The organism is Aeromonas sp. FL131 (assembly GCF_049860615.1).
Taxonomy (GTDB): domain Bacteria; phylum Pseudomonadota; class Gammaproteobacteria; order Enterobacterales; family Aeromonadaceae; genus Aeromonas; species Aeromonas hydrophila.
In genome coordinates this window covers 5,051,129-5,076,609 of record NZ_CP187595.1, presented here as the reverse complement: position 1 = coordinate 5,076,609, position 25,481 = coordinate 5,051,129, and the positions used below count along the sequence as shown (strand labels likewise).

Here is a 25,481-nt window from a genome sequence, read left to right as displayed (position 1 = left end):
CCTACTCCACCAGCCAGATCAGGGATTCATAAGGGCGCAGCATACAGGACTGCGGCCGGGCCGGGCTATCGGGGTAGTTGCCCAGCAGCAGGCGCCCCTTGCCGGTGGCCAGTTCGTCCGGCAGGGCGAAGGTGGCCGGCTCGCCGTAGAAGTTGCTCACCACCAGCAATGTCTGGCCGTTGGCGCGGCGGGCATAGGCCCAGATCTGCGGGTGCCCTGCCAGCAGCTCCTGATAATCCCCCTGGGTAAAGATGGGGTGTGCCTTGCGCAGGCGGATCAGATCTCGGTAGTGCCAGAACACCGAGTGCTGGTCTGCCAGCGCCGCCTCGGCGTTGATAAGCGGGTAGTTGGCGGCGGGCTTGAGCCAGGGCGTTCCGCTGGTGAAACCGGCGTTGGCCGCGGCGCTCCACTGCATCGGGGTGCGCGAGTTGTCGCGGGACTTGGCGCCGAGAATGGCCAGGATCTCGGCCTCGCTCATCCCTTCGGCCTGCTTGATGGCGAAGATGTTGCGGCTCTCCACATCTTGGTAGTCATCGATGCGCTGATAGCCGGGGTTGGTCATGCCGATCTCCTCCCCCTGATAGATGTAGGGGGTGCCCTGCAAACCGTGCAGCGTGCTGGCCAGCATCTTGGCGGCCACGACCCTATGCTCGCCCTCGTCACCGAAGCGGGAGACGATGCGCGGCTGATCGTGGTTGCACCAGAACAGCGCCGACCACCCCTTGCCGTGCATGCCGCTCTGCCAGTGGTTGAAGATGCGCTTGAGCTCGAGGAAATCGAACGGCGCCTTGGTCCACTTGTCGCCATTGGGGTAATCCACCTTGAGGTGGTGGAAGTTGAACACCATGGAGAGCTCGGAGCCATCCAGCGCGCCGTAGCGCTGGCAGTGCTCCAGCGAAGTAGAGGACATCTCCCCCACCGTCATGGCACCGACCGGAGCAAAGACGTCGCGGCTCACGTCCTGCAAAAATTCGTGGATACGCGGCCCGTCGGTGTAGAAGCGGCGGCCATCGCCAATCTCGTCGTTCGGGAACGCCTGATCCTTGGAGATGAGGTTGATGACGTCGAGCCGGAACCCGTCCACCCCCTTGTTCGCCCAGAAGTGGATGATGTTTTTGACCTCGGCGCGCACCGCCGGGTTCTCCCAGTTGAGATCCGCCTGCTCGCGGGCAAACAGGTGCAGGTAGTACTGACCGGTGGCTGAGTCCAGCTCCCAGGCGCTGCCGCCAAACTTGGATTGCCAGTTGTTGGGCACGCCGCCGTCCACCGGATCGCGCCAGATGTAGTAGTCGCGGTAGGGACTGTTTTTATCCCCCAGCGCCGACTTGAACCAGGCGTGCTCGGTGGAGGTGTGGTTCACTACGATATCCATCACGATGCGGATGTCACGCGCGTGGGCGGCAGCCAGCAGCGCCTCGAAGTCGGCCATGGTGCCGTAGGCGGAGTCGATGGCAAGGTAGTCGGCGATGTCGTAGCCGTTGTCCACCTGCGGGGAGACGTACACCGGAGTCAGCCAGAGGGCATCGACGCCGAGGGTCTTGAGATAGTCGAGGCGGGCCATGATCCCCTTGAGATCGCCGGTGCCACGGGCAGCGGAATCCTGAAAGCTCTTGGGGTAAATCTGGTAAATCACGGCGCTCTGCCACCAGGGTGTTTGGCTCATGGGTCTTGCTCTTGTCTCGAATGAAAAAGGGAGAGGGCGACCCCTGCGGGTCGCCCTGATGCGTGGAATCAGGCGCTGGCCTGGGCCAGCTTGCCGGCCGCCTGCTGGCGCTTGTAGACCAGCAGAGTCAGCACCACAGGCACTACGATGGCCACCAGCATGGCGAGGGAATAAATGGCCCAGTATTGCGGCTGGATGGAGAGGATGCCCGGCAGGCCCCCTACCCCGATGCCGTTGGCCATCACCCCGGCGAAACCGCAGATGAGGGCGGCAAGGCTGGAGCCCACCATGGCGCACAGCATGGGGAACTTGTACTTGAGGTTGATGCCGTACATGGCCGGCTCGGTCACCCCCAGGTAGGCGGAGATGGCGGCAGGCACCGAGATCTCCCGTTCGTTCTCCTTGCGGCTGATCAGAATGATGCCGACGACCGCAGACGCCTGGGCAATGTTGGAGAGGGCGATCAGCGGCCAGATCGGGGTGCCACCCATGCTCTGCATCAGCTGCAGATCCACCGCGTTGGTGGTGTGATGGATGCCGGTGATGACCAGCGGCGCGTAGAGGAAGCCGAACAGGGCGGCACCGATGGGGGCAAACGAACCTGTCATGGCCGCTTTGGCAGCGAAACCGACGCCGTCACCCAACCAGCGACCGAACGGGCCGATAAAGGCGTGAGCCACGATCACCGCCAGCAGCAGGGAGATGAAGGGTACGATCACCAGATAGAGATAGGCCGGAATGATGCGCTTGAGGTTGGTCTCCACCCAGGCTAGGAATACCCCCGCCAGCAGGGCCGGAATGACCTGGGCCTGATAACCCACCTTCTGGATCACGAACAGGCCGAAATCCCACACCTCGGGGGTCTGCTGACCGATGCCGTAGGCGTTCATCAGTTGCGGGGAGACCAGGGTGATACCGAGCACGATGCCCAGAATCTCGGAGCCGCCCATCTTCTTCACCGCAGACCAGCAGACGCCCACCGGCAGGAAGTGGAAGATCGCCTCGCCCAGCAACCAGAGGAAGGCGTGCACCTGAGCCCAGAACTGGCTGATCTCGGTGAGGGAATGAGTGCCATCGTCGAACATCTTGATGTCGCCGATGACGTTGCGAAAGCCCAGGATCAGACCGCCAGTGATGATGGCGGGCAGCAGCGGCACGAAGATCTCAGCCAGATGGGAGATGCCCCGCTCCAGCGGATTCATGTTCTGGCGCGCCGCCTGCTTGGCGGCCTCCTTGCTGCCACCGCTGACGCCGATCTCTTCGGTCAGCGCCTTGTACCAATGCTCTACCTCGTTGCCGATGACTACCTGGAACTGGCCACCCTGGGTGAAGCTTCCCTTCACCGCCGGGATGGTTTCGATGGCCTTGCTGTCGGCCTTGGCAGGATCGTTCAGGACGAAGCGCAGCCGGGTCAGGCAGTGACTGACGGTGGCGATGTTCTCCTTGCCACCGATCTTGTCGATGAGCGTGGCCAGGTGTTGTGCGTTGATCTTGGACATGAGTCTTCCCTCTGTGACTCCATTGATATTGGTCTGCGTCGCCCTTTTGGGCCAGTCAGTGGGCCCGAGCGTTTTTGGTATCGTTCCCATTTAGCATGCCGACAATCTGGCCAGATCAAAATGGGAACGTTCCCATTTCGTGGCCGAGCTCACAAAAAGCACAGTTTTTGTGCAGGACTAGGTGATGGCAATCACAGAGGGTGGCTGGGGGCTATGGTCGCCAGCGGAGGCAGATCCTGCTCGATCTGGCCGAGCAGCTGACGGGCCGCCTGCTCGCCCGCCCCCTTGTAGCCCAGATCCAGGCTGAGGGCGTTGGGGAAGAGAAAGCTGAGCATGGGGTTGTTGCCAAGACCGGTCACCAGCACCTCGCTGCGCCCCTGCTCCTGCAGGTATTTCGCCGCGCCGATGGCGAGGGTGTCGCTGGCGCAGACCAGGGCGCCGGTAGTCGGGGTGAGCAGCTCCCCCGCCAGCCGGTAGCCGCTCTGCAGGCTGAGATCGCCGAGGGCGCTGCGCGCCGCCAGCCCCTGTTCGGCACAGTAGCCGAGGTAGGCGTCGAGCCGGCGCTGGCCGGTGGTGAGGTCGCTGGTATCCACCCCCAGGTAGGCGATGTCGTGAATGCCGCGGGCGGCGAGTTGCTCCAGCATGGTGTGCACCGCACCGGCGTCGTCAAAACAGACCGAGGAGAAGCCGGGATGATCGCGGGCGACCAGCACCAGCTTATCCCTGAGCGGCGCCATGGCGGCATAGTCCAGGTCGTTGAAGGCGAACAAAATGATGCCATCCACCCCCCGCCGCTCCAGCACCGCCAGATGCTCCTGCACCTTGGCGGGCGAGAACTTGCTCTCCATCAGCACGGCGTCGTAACCGCGCTGGTAGAGGGTCTCCAGCATGCCGCGCACCGCCTGGTTTTCCGAGCTGGAGTCGAGCCGCGAGACGATGATCCCCACCACCTGCTGGCTCTGGCTGCGCATGGCTCGCGCCGACTTGCTCGGCACGAAGCCGTGTTCGGCGATGATCTGCTCCACCCGGTCACGGGTCGCCTGCTTCACCTTGGGATCCTGATTGAGCACCCGGGAGACGGTCGACTTGCCGACACCACTGAGTCGGGCGATATCGAGGATGGTCAGTTTTTTGTCCATGAAGTGGCTCACAGGGGCTCGGCGGTGGAATTGCCCACATTGTTGTGATTAACCCCTGTGAATACAAGCCCATGGCGTTAGAATGCCCCTTTGGCCCCGGCGAACGCCGTGCCATTCGCCATCGCACAGGACGCGTATTATGGATCTGTTGGCAAGTCTGCACTTCTCCCTCTCCATCACGGGCCCCATCTGCGTGGTGCTGCTGCTCGGCATCTGGCTCAAGCAGCTGGGTCTGTTGCCCGACAGCTTTGTCGAGTCCGCCTCCCGCCTGGTGTTCCAGGTCACCCTGCCCGCCCTCTTGTTCCTCAGCATGGTGCGCACCGACTTTTCCACCATGCCGAGCCCCTGGCTCATCCTCTACGGCCTGCTCGGTACCCTCACCGGCTTTCTGGTGCTGGAGCTGTTGGCGGCCCGCTTCATCCCCGAGCGACGCCAGCGCGGCATCTTCGTGCAGGGCAGCTTTCGCGGCAACATGGGGATCATGGGGCTGGCCTATGTACAGAACGCCTATGGCGCCGAGGGGATCGGCGCCGCCGCCCTGCTGGTGGGCTCGGTCACCGTGCTCTACAACGTGCTCGCGGTGATCACCCTGACCCGCAGCCTGGGGGGCAGCAAGGGGATCAAGCCGATCCTCAAGGGGATCGCCAAAAATCCGCTGATCATCGCCATTCTGTCCGCCCTGCCCTTCGGCCTGCTCGGCATCGAGCTGCCCCAGCTGGTGATCACCACCGGCAACTACTTCGCCAACATGACCCTGCCGCTGGCCCTGCTCTGCACCGGCGCCAGCCTCAACCTCAAGGCCCTGCGCGGGGGCGCCCTGCTGACCGGCTGGGCCACCGCCAACCGGCTGTTCTGTATCCCGGTGCTGCTGGTGATGGGGGCCTGGGCACTGGGCTTCAGCCCGCAGGCGCTCGGCATCCTGTTTCTCATCAGCTCCACCCCCACCGCCGCCGCCAGCTATGTGATGACCCGCGCCATGGGGGGCGACAGCGTGCTGGCAGCCAACATCATCGCCACCACCACGCTGGGTTCTCTGGTCAGCACCAGTCTGGGCGCCGCCCTGATGAACTACCTGGGACTGATGGGCTAGCCAGCAGCTTGACCTTGCCGCGGGCGGCAGCTTTACGCTGACTGCTTATCAACAGAGGAGCTATCCCATGACCATCGAACTCACCGTCTCCGGCATGTCCTGCGGTGGCTGCGCCGCCAGCCTGCAAAAAGCCCTGCTGGCCCAGCCTGCCGTCAGCAGCGCCAGCGTCGACTTTGCCAGCAGCAAGGCCGTCATCGAGAGCGAACTGAGCAAGGCCGAGCTGATCGCCCTGATCGAAGCCAAGGGCTTCTCGGCGAGTTAAATTATCTCCATATAGGTATAAAACAGGTTAAAATTCTGTACCCAGCTGTTTTTTGGTGAGAGTCATCACAAACCCCGGCAACAGAAAGCGCAAACTTGCTGCAATTTTTCTCACCTCAGAAGGATTTGCTGCATGACTCTCCCGATCCGCAAGACCCTGCTCGCCGCCGTCCTCGGCCTGACCCTCTCCCCGATGGCCATGGCCCTGCCCAACGTCCATATCCTGGCCACCGGCGGTACCATTGCCGGGGCGGGACAGTCCGCCACCCAGTCCAACTACGAGGCCGGCAAGGTGGCCATCGAGACGCTGATCGCCGCCGTGCCCGAGATGAAGAACGTGGCCGACGTGCAGGGTGAGCAGGTGGTCAAAATAGGCTCCCAGGACATGAACGACGAGGTGTGGCTCAAGCTGGCCAAGCGGGTCAACGAGCTGCTGGCCAAGGATGACGTGGACGGCATCGTCATCACCCACGGCACCGACACCATGGAAGAGACCGCCTACTTCCTCAATCTGACCGTCAAGAGCGACAAGCCGGTGGTGCTGGTCGGCGCCATGCGCCCCTCCACCGCCATGAGCGCCGACGGTCCGATGAACCTCTACAACGCCGTGGTGACCGCCTCTGACCCGGCCTCCAAGGGGCGTGGCGTCATGGTGGCGATGAACGACACCGTGCTCGATGCCCGCGACGTCACCAAGACCAACACCACCGGGGTGCAGACCTTCGCCTCCCCCAACTTCGGCCCGCTCGGCTACATCCACAACGGCAAGATCGACTATCAGCGCAGCCCGGCTCGTCTGCACACCAGCAAGACCCCGTTTGACGTGAGCAAGCTCGACAAGCTGCCGCAGGTCGGCATCGTCTACAGCTACGCCAACGCCACCGATCTGCCGGCCAAGGCGATGGTGGATGCCAAGTTCGACGGCATCGTCAGCGCCGGGGTGGGCAACGGCAACCTCTACCACACCCTGTTCGACACCCTGGCCAAGGCGAGCAAGGACGGTATCCGGGTAGTGCGCTCCGCCCGTGTACCGACCGGTTCCACCACCCTGGATGCCGAGATCGATGACGCCAAGTACGGCTTCGTCGCCGCCGAGACCCTCAACCCGCAGAAGGCGCGGATCCTGTTGATGCTCTCGCTCACCCAGAGCAAGGATCCGGCCCAGATCCAGCGCTGGTTCCAGCAGTTCTGAGCTCATTGCCGGCATCGGCCGGCATGGGATGATGACAACAACAAGGGCGGGACAAGGTCCCGCCCTTTTGCATCTGGTGTGGCTGGTGCCTCAGTTCGCCATCAGCCAGCCGCAGAAGCCAAGATAGATCAGCCCCACCCAGGCGAGCCTGCCCGCCGTCATCCGCTCCCGACTGAACCCCCACCACAACAGCACGACCGCCAGCAGCGTCACCAGCGAGGAGACCATCATGGTGCTGTCCAGCAGCCAGGGGGTGAACAACAGGCAGAACGCCTTGGGAATAGTGCCCTGGATCATCATGGCCCCCGAGATATTGGCCAGCGCCAGCCGGTGCTTGCCCTGCCGCACCCAGATCAGCACGTTCATCAGCTCGGGCATCTCGGTCGCCACCGGGCTCAGCAACAGGGCCGCCAGCACCGGCGAAAGGCCGAACAGCTCGCCCATGCTCTCCAGCTGGTGAACGAACAGCTGGGCCGCCAGCGCCACCACCACCAGCGCCACCAGGGTTTGCAGCAGCACCTTGCCGAGCGCCGGGATCTCGGCGCCCGGATCCAGCTTGAGGGGCTCTGGCAACTCGACCTCGTGGCTGTCGGTCTGTTTCAGCTCGCGCCGCACATAGACCAGATACACCAGCACGAACAGCGGGGCCAGCCAGGTTTTACCGGTGAAGGCCACCATGCCGAGGGCCACCGCCACCAGGAAGATGCCGACGAACCAGGCCTGATCGCGGCCTATCTCGCGCTGCACCTCGCCATCGATGGCCCTGTGCTCGCGGCTCATGCACAGCAGCAGGGTCACGCCGACGGCGGCATAACCAATGGTGGAGAGTACCAGCGGGCCGCCGAGGGCGGCACCTATCCCGATCTGCTGCTGAGCGGGGGCATTCCCCATCAGCAATGCGGTCAGGGTGACGATGCATTCCGGCAAAGCAGTGCCGAGGGCCGCCAGCAGGGAGCCAGTGGCGCTCTGGGAGAACTTGAAGTGGTGGCCGGTCCATTCGATGCCGTTGACGAAATATTCGCAGGCCAGATAGATGGTGACGGCAGAGAGCAGAAATAACAGCAGGGTGATCAGCATGATGAGTAACCGCCAGGCGAGCAGAACAACCAATGGACCCGATACGGCTCGCCCGGCTGGCTTGCATATCGAGGCCAAAGGTCTTGCAGAGCGATGGATATCATCGCCGCCCATGCCATGGATCTGAGGATCCAAGAATGTTGACATGAGCCCTGCCCGGATCACGGGCGGGTTGCTACTCCCCTATGACAGTGCGGGCTTTTTACCAAGTTGAGCGCCGCCTCACAAGGCAAACTAATGATCATTCGCTCAACAAGTTGTAAGGGAATGTAACCGTCCCACCACCGGCTTTGCCGTCCGGATCCACTCCCCTGTCGCTGAACGCTTCGCCTTGGCACACCGTTTGCTATGAGATGACTACTGTCCACACTGATTTGGGAAGGGTGAACGATGAAACGGTGGATCCAACATTTCTATCAACTGAACCGCCTCAACTGGCTGATGGTCTGGCTGCTGCTCTGCTGCAGCATCATCCTGCTGTTTCCGGCCGGTTTGATGAAGGGGGCCGTCAGCCAGTGGGCCGCCACACATGCCGCCTGGCTCGGCGTCGGCATGCTGATCGCCATCTCCTACTTCTGCAGTCAGGGCTTCCTGATCGCCTGGGAGTGGGCCTGCGACGAGTGGCAATCCCGCCGCCAACAGGATCAGCTGGCCCAGATGATCTCCTTTCTCGACTTCAACGAGAAGGCAGTGCTGCGCGAGTTCGTGCTGCAGCGCAAAAGCGTCATAAACTTGCCGATCACCGAGCCCGCCGTCAAAAACCTGATGGATGCCGGCGTACTGACCTATGCCTATGGCAAACCGGTGCGCGAGAAAGAGGACGAGAACCAGATCCGCGCCCTGATGATCGCCCTGCCGGCCCGGCCGCTGCTCACCTACAAGGTATTGGGGCTGTCGCGCGGCAAGATGAGCGACGAGCAGGTAGAGCAGATCATGAATGCCAGACCCAAGTTCGCGCAAAAAAGCTTCCAGCGCTGATCTTCGTTCCCGCCAATAAAAAGAGCCGGCCCCTTGGCCGGCTCTGTCGTTTCTGCCCCGTTACTGGGTTCTGGCCTTGAGATAACCGGCGTAGTCCGGGATCTGCACGCTGAACGCCTGGCGCATGTGGGGGCTGTCCATGATGAAATCGGCGGTCGCCTCGTTGGTGGCGACCGGGATGTTCCAGACTGCCGCGAGGCGCAGCAAGGCCTTCACGTCCGGATCGTGGGGCACCGCATTGAGGGGATCCCAGAAGAAGATCAGCACGTCGATCTTGCCCTCGGCGATCAGGGCGCCGAGCTGCTGGTCGCCCCCCATGGGGCCGGAGAAGAGACAGGTGATGGGCAGTTGTGCCTGCTTGCCGAGCATGGTGCCGGTGGTGCCGGTGGCATAGAGGTGGTGGAGCTTGAGCTCCTCCTTGCGCCGCATCACCCAGTTCAGCAGAGGGGTCTTCATGTTGTCGTGAGCCACCAGCGCCACTCGCTTGTGGGCCGCCATCTCACGGGCGATCTGTTCCATGGACATCATCCGTAGCAGTGTTGTTTGAATAGAGCCGTATCCTAATCGAAAGCGGCGCCCGTTGCCTTGCCGGGCGCCGTAACTGTGATCACTTCGACTGTTCAATCCACTGCTTGTTCTTCTGCTCCAGCACCGAGATGGGCAGCATGCCGTATTCCAGCACATGGTGGTGGAACGCCTTGAGGTCAAAGCCTCCGCCCAGCGCCTGCTCGGCCGACTCCCGCATCCGGATCAGCGCCAGCTGGCCCGCCTTGTAGGAGGTCGCCTGGCCGGTGTAGGCCATGTAGCGCGGCACTTCGGAGCTGATGTCCCCCGCCCCCAGCGCCGAGTTCTCCTTCATGTAGTTGACGGCCTGGTCGTGGCTCCAGCCATACCAGTGGATGCCGGTATCCACCACCAGCCGCATGGCCCTCAGCATCTCCTCGTTGAGGCGGCCGAAGTACTGCAGCTGGTTGTTGAAGGCGGACGATCCCTCGACCTTCACGTCCCCCACCGCTGGATCATAGAGACCGCGCCCCTGATAGAGCCCCATGTCGTGATCCGCCAGGTATTCGGTGTAGAGCGCCCAGCCCTCCGCATAGGCGGTGTAGGAGGCGTTCGCCACGTACTGCGGGAAGTCGGGATCCTTGGCGGCCAGCTCCTGGGCGATGGTGATCTGGAAGTGGTGGCCCGGCGCCGCCTCGTGGGCCAGCAGGGTGCTGATGTTCCAGCTCTGCAGACCATAGGGGTAGTAGGTGTTGAGGAAGAACTGCCCCTTGCGACCGGTCTGCGGGTTGCCGTCCTGATACCAGGCGACCCCGCCGTATGGCGCATCCGCATAGGAGACGGGCACCACCTCGTAATCCAGCTTGGGAATGGTGCGCTCGACATCGAAGAAGTCCGGCAGCACCAGTGCCGCCTTGCTCTTGAAGGCGTTGTACTCCTGCAGTGCCCGCTCGTGTTCGGCCAGCGCCTGCTGCTGCGGCCCGCTCAGGGTCGCCCCGGCTGCATTGTCCGGGTTGAGGCCGGCGGACCAGACCGCCAGCGGGTTCTGATAGAAGAAGGCCGGCTCGTTCAGATAGCGGAAGAAGACGTAGATCTGGCCGCTCTGCTTGCTCTGGGCCACATCGTCGCTGTCACACTTGCCGACGGTATGGCACACCTTGACCATGGCGCCGAAGATCCGCTCCACCTCGCTCAGCCCCAGCGCATGCACCTGCTCCGGCGTCATGTCGGTGGTGGTGTGCTTCTTCAGCAGCCAGCGATACCAGTCGCGCCCGTTGGTCATGCCGCAGAAACCGTCGTCGCACTCGCCGCTGCCAAGGCGCACCGCATAGGCGCCACCGTGCTGGTAATCCAGGTAGTCGCGCAGCGCCAGATAGCGGCCGTTGATGCTGTCCAGCACCCCCTTGTACTCGCTGCGCAGCGCCTCGTCCGCCTCTCCCGGCAGTTGCTGCCAGCCGAGATAGGCGCCGGCGATCGCCTCCCCATCCAGCTTGCTGTTGAGCTGGGCCAGCAGCCGGTCCACCAGCTCGTCCGGCAGGGTGTTGCCCTGGGCGCTGCCCAGTTCGAACTGGTGCTTCACCTCGGCAAGGTAGCCGTCATAGGCCTTGAGCCAGGTGAGGTGCTCCTGATACCAGGCCAGTGGCGCGGTGGCGGCCCTCGCCTTGCTCGCTGGCACCGGTGCCGCGGCCGGGCGATCGATGTCGCGCCGCCAGGCTGCATCCCCCGGTGCGACCCGCTCGGCCGAGCTCTGCTCGAAGTAGTCGAAGCCACCCTCGACGGTGCGGGCGGCCCTGCCACTGGCCGGAGCGGCGCCCACCTCATCGGCCAGATCCACCACCCGGTTGCGGAAGTGATGGATCGGGATCTGGGACTGGGGCAGATCGTAACCCGCCAGGTTGATCTGCAGATCCCAGCGGATCATGTCATAGAACAACCGGTCCCGTTCGCTCAGCACGCTCGAGTCCAGGGCATCCAGCCGTTTGAGCAGGGAACTATCGAGGGCCTTGCGCTTGGCGATACTGGCGGCATCGATGGCAAAACCGTAGGGGTCGAGCGCCTGGCCTTCGCGCAGGGCCTCGTCCATGGTCTGCATCAGAGAGGCCTTGGTGGCGGCGGGATCCGCCGGGGCGTTGGAGCGGTTGTCATTGCAGGCAGCGAGCGAGAGTGCGATGGCGCAAGCCAGCGCCAGCTTGTTGGGCAAGAAGTGCATGGTGTAGTCCTTTAACCGTTGTTATTGTTTGTCCCCAATAAGGGGTTCCAATAGTGCATCTCTCCCGCGTACTTTTTTGCGACCTGATTAACAAAAATAAGCTTACTTTTCATGATGATAAGCCTCATGAAAAGCTATGCAGCCAGACATTAAAAAACCCGCCGCAGCGGGTTTTTTAATCGTTTTTTCATGCCATAACTATTCAGGATCCGCCGTGATGCAGCTGGGACTGCTGATAGTTCTCCAGTCCGATGCGATCGATGAGATCGAGCTGGGTCTCCAGCCAGTCCACGTGCTCCTCCTCGTCTTCCAGGATCTCCTGGAACAGGTCGCGGCTGATGTAATCCTGCACCGACTCGGCGTAAGCGATGGCGACCTTCAGATCCGGGATGGCATCCATCTCCAGCGACAGGTCGCAGCGCAGCATCTCCTCCACCGTCTCGCCGATGCGCAGCTTGCCCAGATCCTGCAAGTTGGGCAGCCCTTCCAGAAACAGCACCCGCTTGACCAGCTCGTCGGCGTGTTTCATCTCATCGATGGACTCGTGATACTCCTTGTGACCGAGCGCCTTGAGGCCCCAGTCATCATAGATGCGGGCATGCAGAAAATATTGGTTGATGGCTATCAGCTCATTGGCCAGCACCTTGTTGAGGTGGGCAATGATCTTGGGATCTCCTTTCATCGACAGTGCTCCTTGGTTCGTGCCTGAGGCTGAGATCCTTAGAGCTTAGTCCAGAAAAGTGACAACAAGAGGTCCGGCGAGCCAGCTCGCCTGCGGGAAGGGATTGAAAAGACGGGCCGGTTTTGCCGGCGACAGGCCCTGCTCAGGCCACCTCGTAGTAGAGCGGCGCCTGTTCCAGCTCTGCCTTGTCGAGTTCGGCGGCAATGATCTCCATGGTCATGCGCACGCATTTGCCGCACTGGGCACCCACTTCGAGCGACTGCTTGAGCTGGCGAAACTCGGTCTTGCCTGCCTGTACCGCCTTGCGGATCTGGGAATCTGTGATGCCGCGGCACAAACAGACGTACATAGTGTTTACCTCATGCTGGATTGCCATGAAATCTAAATGAGAATGGTTCGTAGTGCAAATAACGATTGGTAATAAGATCCCCCGCTTGCCAGCCATCAACCCCTTGGTGACAATGCCCTGTCACTGAGGGAAACATCATGCTCAAGAAACTGTTCACTGCCCTGTTTGGCGGCCAGCCCGCTGCAGCCACCGAAGTCACCCCCACCGAATACGCCGGCTACCTCATCTATCCCGAGCCCATGGCCGAAGGGGGCCAGTATCGGCTGGCAGGCCGCATCACCAAGGAGCTGGACGGCGTGCTGCAGACCCATCGCTTCATCCGCTCCGATCTGTTTGCCAATCCCGCCGACGCGGAGCGCTTCATGGTGCAGAAGGCACACATCTTCATCGACCAGATGGGGGATCGCATGTTCGAGCCCCGCAAACCGGCCGACAGCACCGCCTCATGATGTCGGCTGCGCTCGACGAGTTGCGCCAGGCGCTGGCCCGCACCGGTGAACGGCGGCTGATCTGGCTGGAAGGTGATGAGGCCGATTGCATCGCCCGAGCCGAGGCGCTGCTGAGCGGTGCCAGCTACTGGCTGGGGGACGGCCCGAGCGAACACCACCCGCAACCGGCGGCCAAGGCGTTGCAGCGGCTCGGTCAGGAGTGCGACACGCTTGTGTTTAATACTTTCAGCGGTTTTCACCCCGACGCATTCGGGGCGCTGGCGGGCACCTTGCGGGCAGGCGGTCTGCTGCTGTTGCTGACTCCGCCGCGGGCCGAATGGCCAGCCTGGCCGGATCCAGACCGGGTGCGGCTGGTGGCCCAACCGGAAGACATGGTGCTGGCGGGTCACGGCTTTCTCGCTAGGCTGGTGCGGCTGCTGGCGGGTGACCCTGCCCTCGATCTGACGCCCCCTGCCGCGACAACCCCGTGGCAGCCGGTTGGTCCAGCGCGGCCGCTGAGCTGTGATCAGGCGCGCGCCCTGCCCGCCATCCACAAGGTGTTGCACGGTCACCGCCGCCGCCCGCTGGTGTTGAGCGCGGATCGGGGCCGCGGCAAGAGCAGCCTGCTGGGGCTGGCCGCCGCCGAGCTGCTGCGCCAGCAACCCGATCTGCAGATCGTGGTGACGGCGCCCTCCCAGGCCACGGTCGCCACCCTGTTTACCCACGCTACCAATACCCTTGAAGACGCGCCACAGCTGCTGGCAGGGCTCAGCTACTGCTCGCCCGATCGGCTGGTGCACGAACCGCTGCAACCCGACTTGTTGTTGGTGGACGAAGCGGCCGCCATTCCGACCCCGCTGCTGGAAGCCATGCTGGCCCGGCACGGCCGCATCGTCTTCGCCACCACAGAGCACGGCTACGAGGGCACCGGGCGCGGTTTTCACCTGCGCTTCAAGCGGGTGCTCGATCGCGAAACGCCCGGCTGGCAGGAGATCCACCTGGCCGAGCCGATCCGCTGGAGCAGCCGGGATCCGCTGGAGCCGCTGGTGTTCCGGCTGCTCGGCCTCAATGCCGAGGTCGAGACACCGCCAGCGCCCACCCAGCCTGGCTGGCGCCGGCTCGAGCAGGATGCACTGGCGGCCGACGAGGGGCTGCTGCATCGGGTGTTCGGCCTGCTGGTGCTGGCCCACTACCAGACCACACCGAGCGATCTGCGCTACCTGCTGGAAAGCCCGGCCCTCGACATACACCTGCTGGAGCAGGGCCCACATCTGCTCGGGGTGGCGCTGGTGGCCCGGGAAGGAGAGATAGCAGACGAGCTGGCCGAGGCGATCTGGGCCGGGCGGCGGCGCCCGCGCGGCCATCTGCTGCCCCAGTCGCTGCTGGCGCACGCCGGCTTCAAAACCGCAGGTGCGCGCAGCTACGCCCGGGTGATGCGCATCGCCATCCACCCGACTCTCCATCGCCACGGGCTGGGGTCGCTCCTGCTGGCCCACCTCGAACAGCATTATCAGGCGGCAGGGCTCGACTATCTGGGCTCCGCCTTCTCGGCCAGCGCCGACTTGTTGCCCTTCTGGCGCAAGGCCGGGCTCAGGGTGCTGCGCATCGGCCTGCAGCGAGATGCCGCCAGCGGCAGTCACGCCGCCCTGCTGCTCAAGGCGCTGCAACCAAGCTGCACCGCCGAGCTGGCCCACTGGCACCGGCGCTTCGTGCGCCAGCTGCCCACCCTGCTGGCGGGCGAGCTGAAAACCCTTGAATCCGAGCTGGTGTGGCAGTGCCTGCAGGATGGTGAGGCCAGCTCGAGCGGGCTCGATGAGTTTGATCAGGATGAGCTGGCCTGCTTTACCCACCACCACAAACCGTTCGAGCTGTGCCAGCCCAGCCTGCAGCGCTGGCTGGCGGGCAACCTGACAACACTGGCGCAGCTTGACCCCGCCGAACGGCAACTGCTGATCGCCACCATCTGGCAATATGCCGACTGGGGAGTGCTGGCGGCCAGGCTGCAACTGGCAGGCAAGCCGGCGGTCATCAAGGCGCTGCGCAGCCTGCTGGCCCGGCTGCTGCCGCCCGCTACCACTCGATAGGCTCGCCTCGCCAGTCGAGATAGCTCAGCTCGCCATCCGGCGTCAGCCGCGCCATCAGCGTCACCAGATGCGCGGCAGCCTGTTGCGGGCTGTACAGGCTGCCGGCGGCCAGGTTGCCGTGAAACGGGCGCGAGAGCTGGGTATCCACCGTGCCCGGGTGGAACGCCAGCAACTTGACGCCGGGCGCCCGTCTGGCGAGCTCGATGGCAGCACACTTTAGCAGCATGTTGAGGGCCGCCTTGGCGGCGCGATAGCCATACCAGCCCCCGGTGCGGTTGTCGCCGATGCTGCCGACCCGGGCGCTGAGCACCGCCAGGGTACAGGGGCTCGACCCCAGCAGGGGCAGCAGCCGGCTGATCCAGCGCAGCGGCAGCAGGGCGTTGGTCTGGTAGAGCTGGGTCATGGCCTCGAGGTTGAGCGCTTCGAGCCGCTTCTCCGGCCGGATGCTTCCCTGCTGCAGCAGGCCGTTGCAGATCACCAGCCAGCGCGGCCTCGGCGCCAGCTCGCCGATGCGGGCCACCACCTCTGCCAGCTGTTCATCACTGTAATCGCAGCGTAGCCAGTGCAGCCTGCTGCTGTTGAGCCCCACCGGTTGCGGCTGGCGACTGACGGCGATGACGGGCGCGGCGCCCGCCGCCAGCCAGTGCTCGACCAGGGCGCTTCCCAGCCCCCCACCGGCGCCGATCACCACGACACTCTCTTCCATGACGAGCCCCCTTGTGGCGAGTGTGATGGCCTTCTCCATAGCCCCGCGCTTTTCCTGATAGGCTGATACGCGCCTTCCAGCCTGCGGGATCAAGCGGTTATGGAGGCGATCTTGTGTGGATCCCGCCGTCAGCGGCGGATCCATTCCTATACTGAGGGAAAACCGCAGCGGGTGCTGCCAGCGCAACCAGAAGCACGAGAGTGACCATGATGTCCAAAGACGGGGAAGAGCGTAAATCCATCCTGACCGAGAGCGGCACCAACGAGCTCGAGATCATCGAATTCCACCTCAAGAAGCAGCTGCCCGATGGCCGCGAGAAAATAGCCTATTACGGCATCAACGTCGCCAAGGTGCGCGAGGTGATCCGGGTGCCGGAAACCACCGACTACCCCAATGCCCAGCGCCACATGGTGGGGGTCTTCTCCCTGCGCGAGCGGCTGATCCCGCTGGTGGATCTGGCCGGCTGGCTCGGCATCCGCACCAACCCGGACAACAGCAACAAGGTGGTCATCGTCACCGACTTCAACAAGATGGCAAACGGCTTCCTCATCGACAGCGTCAGCAGGATCCACCGGGTCTCCTGGGAGGATGTGGAGTCCCCCAGCCAGTTCCTGGAGGCGGGCGAGAATGACTGCGTGGTGGCAGTGGTCAGGCGCGATGGCAACCTCATCATGATCCTCGACTTCGAGAAGATCATCGCCGACATCAACCCAGAGCTCAGCATGGAGAAGTACGATGTGACCCAGGATCGCAAGGTCATCATCGACGATCGCATGATGGCCATGCGCCAGGCCAAAACCATTTTGGTGGTGGACGACTCCGCCTTCATCCGCAAGATGATCGAGACCACTCTGCGCACCGCGGGCTACAACGTGGTGACCGCCAAGGACGGGGGCGACGGGCTGGAAATGCTGATGGAGTTCGATCGCCTGTCGCAGGAGGAGAAGATCCCGGTGGCCGAGTTTGTCAGCGGCATCATCACCGACGTGGAGATGCCCCGCATGGACGGCATGCACCTGCTCAAGCGGCTGCGCGATACCCCCGCCTTCAAGGCCACCCCCATCGTCATGTTCTCGTCGCTGATGAGCGATGACAACCGCCACAAGGCGCTGCAGCTGGGCGCCAACGACACCATCACCAAACCGGAGCTGGGCCGCATGGTCGGCATGATGGACAACTTCCTGCTCGGCATCCCCATTCCCAAACCGGGCAACCTGTGAAGCCGCCGGACGGCCACGCAAGCAAAAGGGCGCCGAGGCGCCCTTTTGCTGCTTGATGACTCAGCCCAGCCAGAGATAGAGCTGATGAGCCGCCACCCCGGCGCACAGGCCGCCGATGGTGTGGGCCACGATAGCGCGAGAGGTGAGATGGCGATAGCCGAGCGCATCCAGCATGGCGGTGTGGGTGCTCAAGAAGCCACTCCAGCACATGCCCATGGCGGTGAACACCGCTACCTCGTTGCCGGTGATCCAGCCCTTGCCGATGAAGGGAGGTACCAGCGACATGGCGGCCCCGACCGCCCCCAGCGAGGTGACCGGGAAGGCCACCAGCTCGGCGTGGGTGAAGCCGAACAGCAGCTCGAACAGCCAGCCCACCTTGGCCGCCAGCACCGGCAGCAGCGCTACCCCCTGGAAAGCCTCACCGCTGTAGCCCTGCTCGCCCGGACCGAAGGTCAGCAGCATCACGAAGGTGCTGATGATGAGCACCCCGGGGATCACCGCCATCCCCAGCTCCACCCCGGACTTGCCACCGTCCAGCAGGGCGTTGAGCACCCGCAGCCAGGTCGGGGCGGCTTCCTGGCTCAGACCCGGTTTGGCCCCCACGCTCGCCACCTCGTCGGTGATCGGGGTCTCCCCCACCAGAGGGCGGATCATCCGCTGCATCAGCCGGGTCGACACCACGGAACCGATGAGAGCGCCGAGCAGGCCGATCAGCGCCGCGCTGGCGGTGGACTCGCCGCCCGGCAGTTGCAGGGTGGCCATGAAGGTCACCACGATCAGCCCCATGCCGAAGGCGGTGCCGAAGTTGGTGAGCGACACCAGCTGCCAGGGAGTGAAGCCCTTGCGAAAGCGGCTGTCCTTGGCGAGGCTGATCACCGCCGGGTTGTCGGAGAAGAAGGTCATCAGGGCCGCCAATGCGGTGCGCCCCGGCAGCCGGAACACCGGCTTCATCAGCGGCGCCAGCAGCACCTCCAGCAGGCGGATCACCCCGAACTCGCTGAGCAGCTGGCTGAGCGCACCAGACAGCACGGTAATGCCCATGATGAAGAGCACGGTGTTGAGCAACAGCTGATGAGCGGTGTTGAACAGGGTGTTGACCAGGGCGGAGAGGCCCATCTGGCTGCCGAGGTAGCCAAACAGGCTGCCGAGGATAACCAGCACCAATACCGGCTCCAGCCAGCGGCGAAGGGAGGCCGCCCCCTGGTGAGAATCTTTAACTGCTTGATTTTCCATACCAATCCTGAAATCTGTCGCTGTGTGGTGAGTATTGTTGTTATGGCACCCATAAAGCAGGAGCCCTTGTCTTGCGACAAGGGCTCCTTGAATGACTCTTCCTGCCGGCCGCGAACCCGTGCCATACGGATTGACGCTTCGCCGCGCTAGCGGCTGAACCAGGGAGGAAACACGGGTGGCCGGACGATCCTGTCCAGTCTGCCCGTCTCGCGTCAGCGCGCCGGCCCACGGCCAGCCCGGCGACGAAACGGGGCGGCAGTATAACAACTGGGGCCAGTCAGCGAAACAAGGGTAGGAGGCCTGCGCCTTGCCACCCCCTCGCCTGTGCTGGCCGCCGACGAGCTCTACGGCTTCACGCCTTCGCTCTTCAACCACTTGCGCAGCCGGCCGTTGGCATTGTGATAGGGCGAGGCGGTATTGAACTGGATCATCCGCCCCAGCGGCCAGCGTTCATACCAAGGGTGGCCGTACAGCTCATCGTCGCTGCGCTGCCCGATCAGCTCGACGATGCGGGCCCTGGCCGCCACCAGCCGGGTCAGCAGCTGCGGGTAGGTCAGCCCCTCATAATCCCGATAGAATTTGTGCGCCAGCCCGCCCAGCTCGTTCCATTTAAAACCGGTCTCGGGAAAATCCACCGGCAGACCCGCCGCATCCCGCTCGATCCACTTGATCACCAGCTCATTCCAACCGATAAGGTAGGCCACCAGATTGGCCACGCTCATGCGGGAACCCTTGCTGTGTCCCTCCATCACCGGCTCTTGTGTCAGGCTCTCGGGGACGGCCTGCAAGGCCTTGAGCAACTTGCCGAAGTTCGTCTCGATGGCGAGCAGCAGCTCGGCCTTGTCAGCAGGGATCCCCATCACTTTTCTCCTGAATGCCCGCCACCCGACAAGCGGCGGGCGAGATTGCCGTCCACGGCCGGCGCGGGTAAGCTCGCCCCATCGGCCATCCATCTACTCATCCAGCAGCACCATGAACGACCTCGTGACCTACATCAGAGCCATCCATCGCCAGGCGGGGCCGGCGATCATCGTCCGCCAGCAGAGTGAACAACACAGCGAGCAGGACGAGAGCGGCACTCTGACTCATCACCGGCAGACCCATTACTGGTTTGCCAACGGCGTGGTCATCTGCCACCAGCTGGAGCTGGACGAAGAGTCCTCTCCGCAGCTCTGCCCGGAGTGCTGGATCAGCTACCGGGTGGTCGCCAGCCCCATTCCCATCACACCTGCGCGCAAGCTGTTCCACAACCCCTGCCAGGAGGCCTTCTGGCTCAAGATGCAGCAGATCACGCCAGCTGGCTGACCCGCTCGGCCGGCCGCCGGCCCCCCCATCAATACTGCTTGGTCTTGGAGGCAAACCCCGCCAGGAACAGCCCGGTCAGAAACATGCCGCAGAAGGCCTCGATGGCAGACAGCAGCTGGAGCGGGGAGGAGGTCTGGGAGATGTCGCCATAGCCCAGGGTCACGAAGGTGACGATGCTGAAGTAGAGCGAGCGGCCCAGGTGGTGGTAGGTGACCGAGGCCGGCGCCAGAAAATAGGTCAGGGTCGCCAGCAGGATCACCCCCATCGACAGCAGCAGGCTGCGGATCGGCCGCTCGCCAAAGCCCCAGGTGATGAAACTGATGAACTTGGCGGCGCACTTCAGGTAGCACAGCAGGGTGAGCCAGCCTTTCTTTAGCCAGCCGCTGCGCAGCCAGCACTCCTTGAACAGCTCCCTCGGGCTCGCCAGCGACTTCATCTCGTGCAGCTTCTCCTTGTAGTAACACTCGCCGGCATCGACGGTATCACCCACGCTGGAGAAGAGCCGCTTGGCATTGCGGTAGAGCTTGCTGGCCTCGCTGTGATCGACCCGGCCATTCTCGTTGTAGGCCACCTGCACCTTGTCCAGGTTGGTGTGCTCCATGGTGGCGTCGAAGTTCTTGGCCCGCACGTTGAAGTTTTTCAGCACAGCCCGGGAGGAGTGAAAGCGGATCTCCTCGCACTCGATGGTGAAGTCCTGAAATACTCCGTCCTCCAGCGCCAGCTCCCGCTTCTTGGCCCAGGCCCTGTGGTCCCACAGCAGGGAGTCGAACAGATCGAGCCCGATCACCCCGCCGTTGACCCTCACCCCCTTGGCCGAGCAGTGCCACAGATAGACCTTGGAGTTGTTGACGGCGCCATCCAGCGAGAGTTCGTCCAGGCAGGTGAAGTCGAGCAGCCGGCCGGAGATGATGGGGCTTTTGAGCTCGACGCCGCCGATGTTGAGCAGCCGGTGCTTGCCCAGTACCTGGGCCTCCCCCTTGTTGTTCTCGGAGACCGAGAGCAGGCTCTGCACCCGCTTCACCTCGTCCTTGCCGTGCTTGCCGGCCAGCCACATGCAGTAGGGTTCAAAGCGCGTCTCGGCACGGATCAGCCCGCTTTTGCGCAGGGACTCCAGCGCGCTCGAGGCGGTCTCATAGAGCCTGATCTTGTCGTCGCTCATGTAGAGGCACAGGCTCAGCACGCAGCGGGAGCTGATGAAGCGGGCGATGCCGATCTGGAAGATCACCTGCTTGTCGATCTTCTGCTCCGTCATCCAGTCGTCGAAATGGGGCAGCGACGCCACCAGCAGATCCCAGATCAGGGGATAGTCGTTGGCCCGGCGCCACTCGTTGAACTGTTCGGGGGAAAGCTGCCAAAGCTCTGTTGCATTCATGGATGACCTCGCTCAAGAAACGGTTCCGTTTGCCTGCACCGGGCCTGATACCCGATAAGTCTGCATGACCCGAACCGGGCAGGAGACGGACTCAGCAAGCCATCATACTAGCCGAGCCGACGAAGTCACTGATGGGGAGGGGACAGGGTGAGCCATGCGACAACTTGGCGCCGGTTGGCCCATTTATTGGGCCGCAGTGAGTGCCGGATAGCGACGAACGGGCAAAGAAAAAGCCCAGCATTGCTGCTGGGCTTTTGAATTGGCTCCTCCTACTGGACTTGAACCAGTGACATACGGATTAACAGTCCGCCGTTCTACCGACTGAACTAAGGAGGAATTGTACTTTGGAGACCAGATATCCCTATCTCATCGCCTTATTGTGGTGCCCAGAGACGGAATCGAACCGCCGACACGGGGATTTTCAATCCCCTGCTCTACCGACTGAGCTATCTGGGCAAATGGTGCCGGCTACCGGAATCGAACTGGTGACCTACTGATTACAAGTCAGTTGCTCTACCTACTGAGCTAAGCCGGCACACTTTAAACCATTGTGCATGAACAATTTTTTATTTCATGGCACCAAAAATTGGTGCCCAGAGACGGAATCGAACCGCCGACACGGGGATTTTCAATCCCCTGCTCTACCGACTGAGCTATCTGGGCGTGGGCGCTATTAAACGGATTTTAAGGCAGGTGGTCAACGGGAAATTTCACTTTTTGTCTCGTTCGTCTCTTTTTTGCTCAGGATCATCCATTTCCAGCACTTCTTCCTGCTCGGCGCGGTTCTGGCGGCCCCAGACTCTGGGTTCCTCCCCTTTCAGCAGGCGAGCAATGTTCTCGTGATGGCGGATCAGAATGAGGCAGGAGAGCAGCGACACCGGCAACGTGTATTCCGGTTTGAGCAGGTAGGTAAAGAGCGGGGTCAGCAATACGGTAATGATGGAGGCCAGCGACGAATAGCCGCTCACCAGCAGCACCAGCAACCAGGTGCCGATCACCGCCCCCCCCATGGTGAAGCCGATGGGCATCATGGTGCCGAGCGCCGTGGCCACTCCCTTGCCGCCACGAAAGTGGAAGAAGATGGGGTACATGTGGCCGAGACAGGCAGCCACCCCGATAAAGCCTAGGTAGACGGGTTTGATCTGCAGATACCAGGCGAGGTAGACGGGAGCCGTGCCCTTGAGCACATCGAGCAGCAACACCACCACGGCCGCCAGCCGGCCACCGAGGCGCAGCACATTGGTGGCCCCCGGGTTGTGGGAGCCGTGATCACGGGGATCCGGCAGACCCGTGATGCGGGAAACCAGCACCGCACTGGACAGCGAGCCGCCCAGGTAGGCCAGAATAATCATCAAAATCGTCAGGGCCGTCATCTTGGTCGTTTTTACCACGATATGAATGGGGTATGATGCGGGCCACATTCTCTGGCGCCGACGTGGGGTTGCCCAACGCGTGTCGCCCAAACCGGCCGCCGGCACTCATCCGCTGGCCAGGCCTGCATCCCTGCGCTGTCATCACAGCCCATCAAGAGTAAAGAAGAAGTACTGTCATGGACAAGGTGTTTATTCGCGGACTCGAGGTTTTGACCACTATCGGTGTATACGAGTGGGAGAAAGGCATTCGCCAGAAGCTCTGTTTCGACCTCGAGATGGGGTTCGACAACCGCCCCGCCGCCGCAACCGACGATATCAAGCTGGCACTGGATTACGCCACCCTCTCTCGCAAGATCTGTGATCACGCCTCCAGCAAGGTGGTGGAGCTGGTCGAAACCATGGCCGAACAGGTCGCCATGCTGGTGCTGGCCGACGAACGGGTGCAGTGGGTCAAGGTCACCCTGACCAAACCGGGTGCCGTCCCCAATGCCGCCGGTGTCGGCGTCGAGATCCTGCGTCACCGCACCCCGGCCGCGAGCGCCAACTGATGACCCGCATCTATATCAGCCTGGGATCCAACATCGAGCGGGAACGTCATATCCGCGCCGGCCTCGATGCGCTGCAGGCCGAGTTTGGTGAACTGCAGGTCTCCCGGGTGTTCGAGAGCGAGGCGGTGGGCTTCAACGGCCGCCCCTTCTACAACCTGGTAGTGGGCGCCGATACCGAGCTGCCGCTGGCGACCCTGTGCCAACGACTGCGCGCCATGGAGTTTGCCCACGGCCGCGAGCCGGATGCCAAGAAGTTCGCCCCGCGCACCCTGGATCTCGATCTGCTGCTCTACGGCGAGCTGGTCTGCGAGACGCCGCTGGTACTGCCGCGCGGCGAGATCCTCAGCAACGCCTTCGTGCTCTGGCCGCTGGCCGAACTGGCCCCCACCCTGCGCCATCCGCTGGATGGGCGCACGCTCGGTGAGCTGTGGGAGCGTTACGACAAGGCCTCCCAACGGCTCTGCCCCATCCCCTTTCACTGGGCAGCGGGCGAATTGCAGCACCACTGAACGACAAGGGCACCTCGCGGTGCCCTTGTTGTTGATGGACGGAGCTGATAACGGATAAGAAACCGTGATTGGGCCTGCGCCGGTGCAAGTGGCAGGATGGCCGCCATCACAGGAGAACCCCATGCCACTCGATACCATTCACGACTTCAACTGCCGGCTGCTGGCCGGGCTGCCCCACCAGCGCTTCGAGCACGAACCCATTCTCGACTACGCCACCGATGAAAAGGTGAGAGCACGCCTCGGTTGGCAGGCCGAATTCAGCAAGACCCTGTTTCTCAAGTTCAAGGATGGCCGCTTCGCCCTGCTGCTGACCCACAGGGACGGCCGGCTCGACAACAAGGCGGTCAAGGCGGCGCTCGGCGCCAAGCCCTCCATCTGCACCGCCGACGAGATGCAGGCGGAGATTGGTTGCCTGCCGGGCGCGGTCTGCCCCTTCCTGCCTCGCGCCGACATCCCGCTGCTGGTGGATCCCGTGCTCATGACCCACCACGCCTTTACCTGGACCCCGGGCCACCCCGAGCAGACCTTCCTGCTGGAAACCGCCCACCTGGCCGGGCTGCTGACCCAGCTACCCTGCCAGGTGAGCTACCTGCCGGCCCCCTGAGCCCGCGGCTCAGCGCTTGTCCCGCGCCAGCTGGGCGAAGATCAGCGCCGCCAGCATCGACATCAGGCCGATGCAGAGGTAGGTGAGGTGAAAGCCTCCCAGCCACTGACCATCCGCCGCCGACGAGCCGGCAGAGAAGAGCCCCAGCAGACTGGCGGCGATGGCCACCCCCAAACTCATGGAGAGCTGCATCACCACCGACAGCAGGCCGTTGCCGCTGCTGGCAAACTCCGGGCTGAGATCCTGCAGGGTCAGGGTGTTCATGGCGGAGAACTGCAGCGAGTTGATGGCGCCGAACACCATCAGCCAGCCCAGCAGCACCCCGTAGGGGAGCTTGTTGTCGATGAGGGAGAAGCTGGCGATCATCACCCCGAGCGCCAGGGTGTTGCCGATCAGGATGCGGCGATAACCGATGCGCGGAATGAGCTTGTTCACCAGCGTCTTGGTCAGCATGGCCCCCAGCACGGTGGGGATCATGGTCATCCCCGCCTTGCTCGGCGAGAAGCCGAGCCCCAGTTGCAGAAACAGCGGGGTGAGAAACGGCATGGCGCCGCTGCCGAGCCGGGCAAACAGGTTGCCCCAGATGCCGATGGCGAAGGTGCTGGTCTTGAACAACCCCAGCCCGAACAGCGGCTCCTCGGCATTGGCGGCGTAGAGCCAGTAGCTCGCCATGGCGGCCAGCCCGAACAGCAGGGCAAACAGCGCCCAGCCGGTGGAGATGCTGTGCTCCCCCAGCCCCTGCAGGCCCACCGACACCAGCACCATGCCGGCGCTGAACATCACGAACCCCTGCCAGTCGAACTTGGCCGTGCTCTGGCGCAAGTCCGGCATGAAGTACCAGCTGGCGATGAAGCCGAGCAACCCCACCGGCAGGTTGATGAGAAACACCCAGTGCCAGCTCGCTACCTCCACCAGCCAGCCCCCCAGTGCCGGGCCGATCAGCGGCCCCACCAGGCCGGGGATGGTGACGAACGACATCACCCGCAGCAGCTCGTGCTTGCTGTAGACCCGCAGTACCGCCAGCCTGCCCACCGGCATCAGCAGGGCGCCACCGATCCCCTGCAGCACCCGCGCCGCCACCAGCAACGGCAGGGAGTTGGCGGCCGCGCAGGCCAGGGAGCCCAGAGTAAACAGCAGGATGGCGGCCAGATAGATGCGACGAGTGCCGAATCGGTCCGCCAGCCAGCCGGAGGCGGGAATGAGCAGCGCCACCGTCAGCATGTAGGCGATGATCACCGACTGCATCTGCAGCGGGCTCTCGCCCAGGGTCTCGGCCATGCTGGGCAGGGCGGTGTTGAGGATGGTGCCATCCAGCGTCTGCATGAAGAAACCAACCGCAGTGAGCGGCGGCAGCCATTTACGCTGGGCAGGGGTCACCATGTGTGTGCTATCGGGCATCTGCAGCCACCTCCTCTTCAGACAAAAAAAGACCCGCACAAGCGCGGGTCATCTCATT

25 protein-coding genes, 4 tRNA genes and 1 riboswitch are annotated in these 25,481 nt (G+C 63.2%); of the genes, 11 read left to right on the top strand and 18 right to left on the bottom strand.

Annotated elements, in window-relative coordinates:
• Position 1: 1 nt before the first annotated feature.
• The 3 genes from treC to treR form a co-directional block, all read right to left on the bottom strand.
• A complete protein-coding gene (gene treC, locus ACPW75_RS23625) occupies positions 2–1,663 on the bottom strand; it encodes an alpha,alpha-phosphotrehalase (RefSeq protein ID WP_077095214.1) in 1,662 nt (553 codons plus the stop codon).
• A 68-nt stretch (positions 1,664–1,731) separates the two neighbouring features.
• Positions 1,732–3,162 carry a PTS trehalose transporter subunit IIBC gene (gene treB / locus ACPW75_RS23620; RefSeq protein ID WP_179101294.1) on the bottom strand — a complete coding sequence of 477 codons (1,431 nt, stop codon included), beginning with the start codon at positions 3,160–3,162 and terminating at the stop codon, positions 1,732–1,734.
• A gap of 191 nt (positions 3,163–3,353) precedes the next feature.
• A complete protein-coding gene (gene treR / locus ACPW75_RS23615; protein ID WP_077095216.1) occupies positions 3,354–4,301 on the bottom strand; it encodes a trehalose operon repressor TreR in 948 nt (315 codons plus the stop codon).
• A 139-nt stretch (positions 4,302–4,440) separates the two neighbouring features.
• Between treR and ACPW75_RS23610 the strand changes: the two genes are divergently transcribed.
• The 3 genes from ACPW75_RS23610 (at position 4,441) to ansB (ending at position 6,844) form a co-directional block, all read left to right on the top strand.
• Entirely contained in the window at positions 4,441–5,391 is a 951-nt protein-coding gene (locus ACPW75_RS23610; RefSeq protein WP_077095217.1) for an AEC family transporter, read from the top strand.
• A 67-nt stretch (positions 5,392–5,458) separates the two neighbouring features.
• A complete protein-coding gene (locus ACPW75_RS23605; RefSeq protein ID WP_024944793.1) occupies positions 5,459–5,653 on the top strand; it encodes a heavy-metal-associated domain-containing protein in 195 nt (64 codons plus the stop codon).
• 132 nt (positions 5,654–5,785) lie between these two features.
• Positions 5,786–6,844: an L-asparaginase 2 gene (gene ansB, locus ACPW75_RS23600; protein ID WP_011707533.1), complete on the top strand. Its 1,059-nt coding sequence runs from the start codon at positions 5,786–5,788 to the stop codon at positions 6,842–6,844.
• 90 nt (positions 6,845–6,934) lie between these two features.
• On the opposite strand, the gene ACPW75_RS23595 is transcribed toward ansB, so the two are convergent.
• Complete coding sequence (locus ACPW75_RS23595; protein ID WP_043126998.1) at positions 6,935–7,921, bottom strand: sodium:calcium antiporter; 987 nt, start codon at positions 7,919–7,921, stop codon at positions 6,935–6,937.
• Positions 7,922–8,009: 88 nt separating this feature from the next.
• A riboswitch (yybP-ykoY riboswitch) is annotated at positions 8,010–8,117 on the bottom strand.
• A 194-nt stretch (positions 8,118–8,311) separates the two neighbouring features.
• Here ACPW75_RS23595 and ACPW75_RS23590 point away from each other — a divergent pair.
• Complete coding sequence (locus ACPW75_RS23590) at positions 8,312–8,899, top strand: superinfection exclusion B family protein (RefSeq protein ID WP_010635988.1); 588 nt, start codon at positions 8,312–8,314, stop codon at positions 8,897–8,899.
• 60 nt (positions 8,900–8,959) lie between these two features.
• Here the strand turns inward: ACPW75_RS23590 and ACPW75_RS23585 are convergent, their stop codons facing one another.
• From ACPW75_RS23585 to ACPW75_RS23570, 4 genes are all read right to left on the bottom strand, one after another.
• Positions 8,960–9,418, bottom strand: coding sequence for a methylglyoxal synthase (locus ACPW75_RS23585; RefSeq protein ID WP_010635987.1), 459 nt, complete (start codon positions 9,416–9,418; stop codon positions 8,960–8,962).
• Positions 9,419–9,506: 88 nt separating this feature from the next.
• Complete coding sequence (locus ACPW75_RS23580) at positions 9,507–11,612, bottom strand: DUF885 domain-containing protein (protein ID WP_077095219.1); 2,106 nt, start codon at positions 11,610–11,612, stop codon at positions 9,507–9,509.
• 202 nt (positions 11,613–11,814) lie between these two features.
• Positions 11,815–12,294, bottom strand: a complete 480-nt coding sequence (gene bfr, locus ACPW75_RS23575) for a bacterioferritin (protein WP_011707537.1) — start codon at positions 12,292–12,294, stop codon at positions 11,815–11,817.
• A 142-nt stretch (positions 12,295–12,436) separates the two neighbouring features.
• Positions 12,437–12,643, bottom strand: coding sequence for a bacterioferritin-associated ferredoxin (locus tag ACPW75_RS23570; protein ID WP_016352142.1), 207 nt, complete (start codon positions 12,641–12,643; stop codon positions 12,437–12,439).
• Positions 12,644–12,780: 137 nt separating this feature from the next.
• Between ACPW75_RS23570 and ACPW75_RS23565 the strand changes: the two genes are divergently transcribed.
• Together ACPW75_RS23565 and ACPW75_RS23560 are read left to right on the top strand one after the other, a co-directional pair.
• Entirely contained in the window at positions 12,781–13,092 is a 312-nt protein-coding gene (locus ACPW75_RS23565) for an HlyU family transcriptional regulator (RefSeq protein ID WP_077095220.1), read from the top strand.
• Positions 13,089–15,155 (top strand): tRNA(Met) cytidine acetyltransferase TmcA, encoded by a 2,067-nt coding sequence (locus tag ACPW75_RS23560; RefSeq protein WP_077095221.1) that lies wholly within the window; start codon positions 13,089–13,091, stop codon positions 15,153–15,155. Before ACPW75_RS23565 ends, ACPW75_RS23560 begins: the two co-directional genes overlap by 4 nt.
• Here the strand turns inward: ACPW75_RS23560 and ACPW75_RS23555 are convergent.
• Positions 15,142–15,861: an SDR family NAD(P)-dependent oxidoreductase gene (locus ACPW75_RS23555; protein ID WP_077095222.1), complete on the bottom strand. Its 720-nt coding sequence runs from the start codon at positions 15,859–15,861 to the stop codon at positions 15,142–15,144. The two genes, ACPW75_RS23560 and ACPW75_RS23555, sit on opposite strands and share 14 nt — an antisense overlap.
• 206 nt (positions 15,862–16,067) lie before the next feature.
• On the opposite strand from ACPW75_RS23555, the gene ACPW75_RS23550 reads away from it, so the two are divergent.
• Entirely contained in the window at positions 16,068–17,081 is a 1,014-nt protein-coding gene (locus ACPW75_RS23550) for a chemotaxis protein (protein ID WP_076361939.1), read from the top strand.
• A gap of 60 nt (positions 17,082–17,141) precedes the next feature.
• Here ACPW75_RS23550 and ACPW75_RS23545 read toward each other — a convergent pair whose 3' ends face one another.
• On the bottom strand, positions 17,142–18,314 hold the full coding sequence (locus tag ACPW75_RS23545) for a CD0519/CD1768 family membrane protein (protein WP_029302089.1): 1,173 nt from the start codon (positions 18,312–18,314) through the stop codon (positions 17,142–17,144).
• 344 nt (positions 18,315–18,658) lie between these two features.
• On the bottom strand, positions 18,659–19,174 hold the full coding sequence (locus tag ACPW75_RS23540) for a ClbS/DfsB family four-helix bundle protein (protein ID WP_077095224.1): 516 nt from the start codon (positions 19,172–19,174) through the stop codon (positions 18,659–18,661).
• Between the two features lie 112 nt (positions 19,175–19,286).
• Here ACPW75_RS23540 and ACPW75_RS23535 point away from each other — a divergent pair, with 112 nt between their 5' ends.
• Positions 19,287–19,619 carry a hypothetical protein gene (locus tag ACPW75_RS23535; protein WP_077095225.1) on the top strand — a complete coding sequence of 111 codons (333 nt, stop codon included), beginning with the start codon at positions 19,287–19,289 and terminating at the stop codon, positions 19,617–19,619.
• Positions 19,620–19,647: 28 nt separating this feature from the next.
• Here the strand turns inward: ACPW75_RS23535 and ACPW75_RS23530 are convergent, their stop codons facing one another.
• The 6 genes from ACPW75_RS23530 to plsY all read right to left on the bottom strand — a co-directional run bounded on the left by ACPW75_RS23530 (position 19,648) and on the right by plsY (position 22,364).
• Positions 19,648–20,991, bottom strand: coding sequence for a potassium channel family protein (locus ACPW75_RS23530; RefSeq protein WP_039213987.1), 1,344 nt, complete (start codon positions 20,989–20,991; stop codon positions 19,648–19,650).
• Between the two features lie 260 nt (positions 20,992–21,251).
• Positions 21,252–21,327: transfer RNA gene (locus ACPW75_RS23525), tRNA-Asn, on the bottom strand.
• 44 nt (positions 21,328–21,371) lie between these two features.
• A tRNA-Phe gene (locus ACPW75_RS23520) sits at positions 21,372–21,447 on the bottom strand.
• Between the two features lie 3 nt (positions 21,448–21,450).
• Positions 21,451–21,526, bottom strand: a tRNA-Thr gene (locus ACPW75_RS23515).
• Positions 21,527–21,578: 52 nt separating this feature from the next.
• Positions 21,579–21,654: transfer RNA gene (locus tag ACPW75_RS23510), tRNA-Phe, on the bottom strand.
• A 47-nt stretch (positions 21,655–21,701) separates the two neighbouring features.
• Complete coding sequence (plsY, locus tag ACPW75_RS23505; RefSeq protein WP_016352149.1) at positions 21,702–22,364, bottom strand: glycerol-3-phosphate 1-O-acyltransferase PlsY; 663 nt, start codon at positions 22,362–22,364, stop codon at positions 21,702–21,704.
• Between the two features lie 176 nt (positions 22,365–22,540).
• On the opposite strand from plsY, the gene folB reads away from it, so the two are divergent.
• The 3 genes from folB to ACPW75_RS23490 all read left to right on the top strand — a co-directional run bounded on the left by folB (position 22,541) and on the right by ACPW75_RS23490 (position 24,025).
• The gene (folB, locus tag ACPW75_RS23500) at positions 22,541–22,912 is read left to right on the top strand and encodes a dihydroneopterin aldolase (protein WP_011707547.1); all 372 of its coding nucleotides are present in this window, start codon (positions 22,541–22,543) and stop codon (positions 22,910–22,912) included.
• Complete coding sequence (gene folK, locus ACPW75_RS23495; protein ID WP_017409458.1) at positions 22,912–23,421, top strand: 2-amino-4-hydroxy-6-hydroxymethyldihydropteridine diphosphokinase; 510 nt, start codon at positions 22,912–22,914, stop codon at positions 23,419–23,421. Before folB ends, folK begins: the two co-directional genes overlap by 1 nt.
• 121 nt (positions 23,422–23,542) lie before the next feature.
• Positions 23,543–24,025 carry a YbaK/EbsC family protein gene (locus tag ACPW75_RS23490; protein ID WP_017409457.1) on the top strand — a complete coding sequence of 161 codons (483 nt, stop codon included), beginning with the start codon at positions 23,543–23,545 and terminating at the stop codon, positions 24,023–24,025.
• Between the two features lie 9 nt (positions 24,026–24,034).
• Here the strand turns inward: ACPW75_RS23490 and mdtD are convergent, their stop codons facing one another.
• Positions 24,035–25,423, bottom strand: a complete 1,389-nt coding sequence (gene mdtD / locus ACPW75_RS23485) for a multidrug transporter subunit MdtD (protein WP_077095226.1) — start codon at positions 25,421–25,423, stop codon at positions 24,035–24,037.
• Positions 25,424–25,481 lie beyond the last annotated feature (58 nt).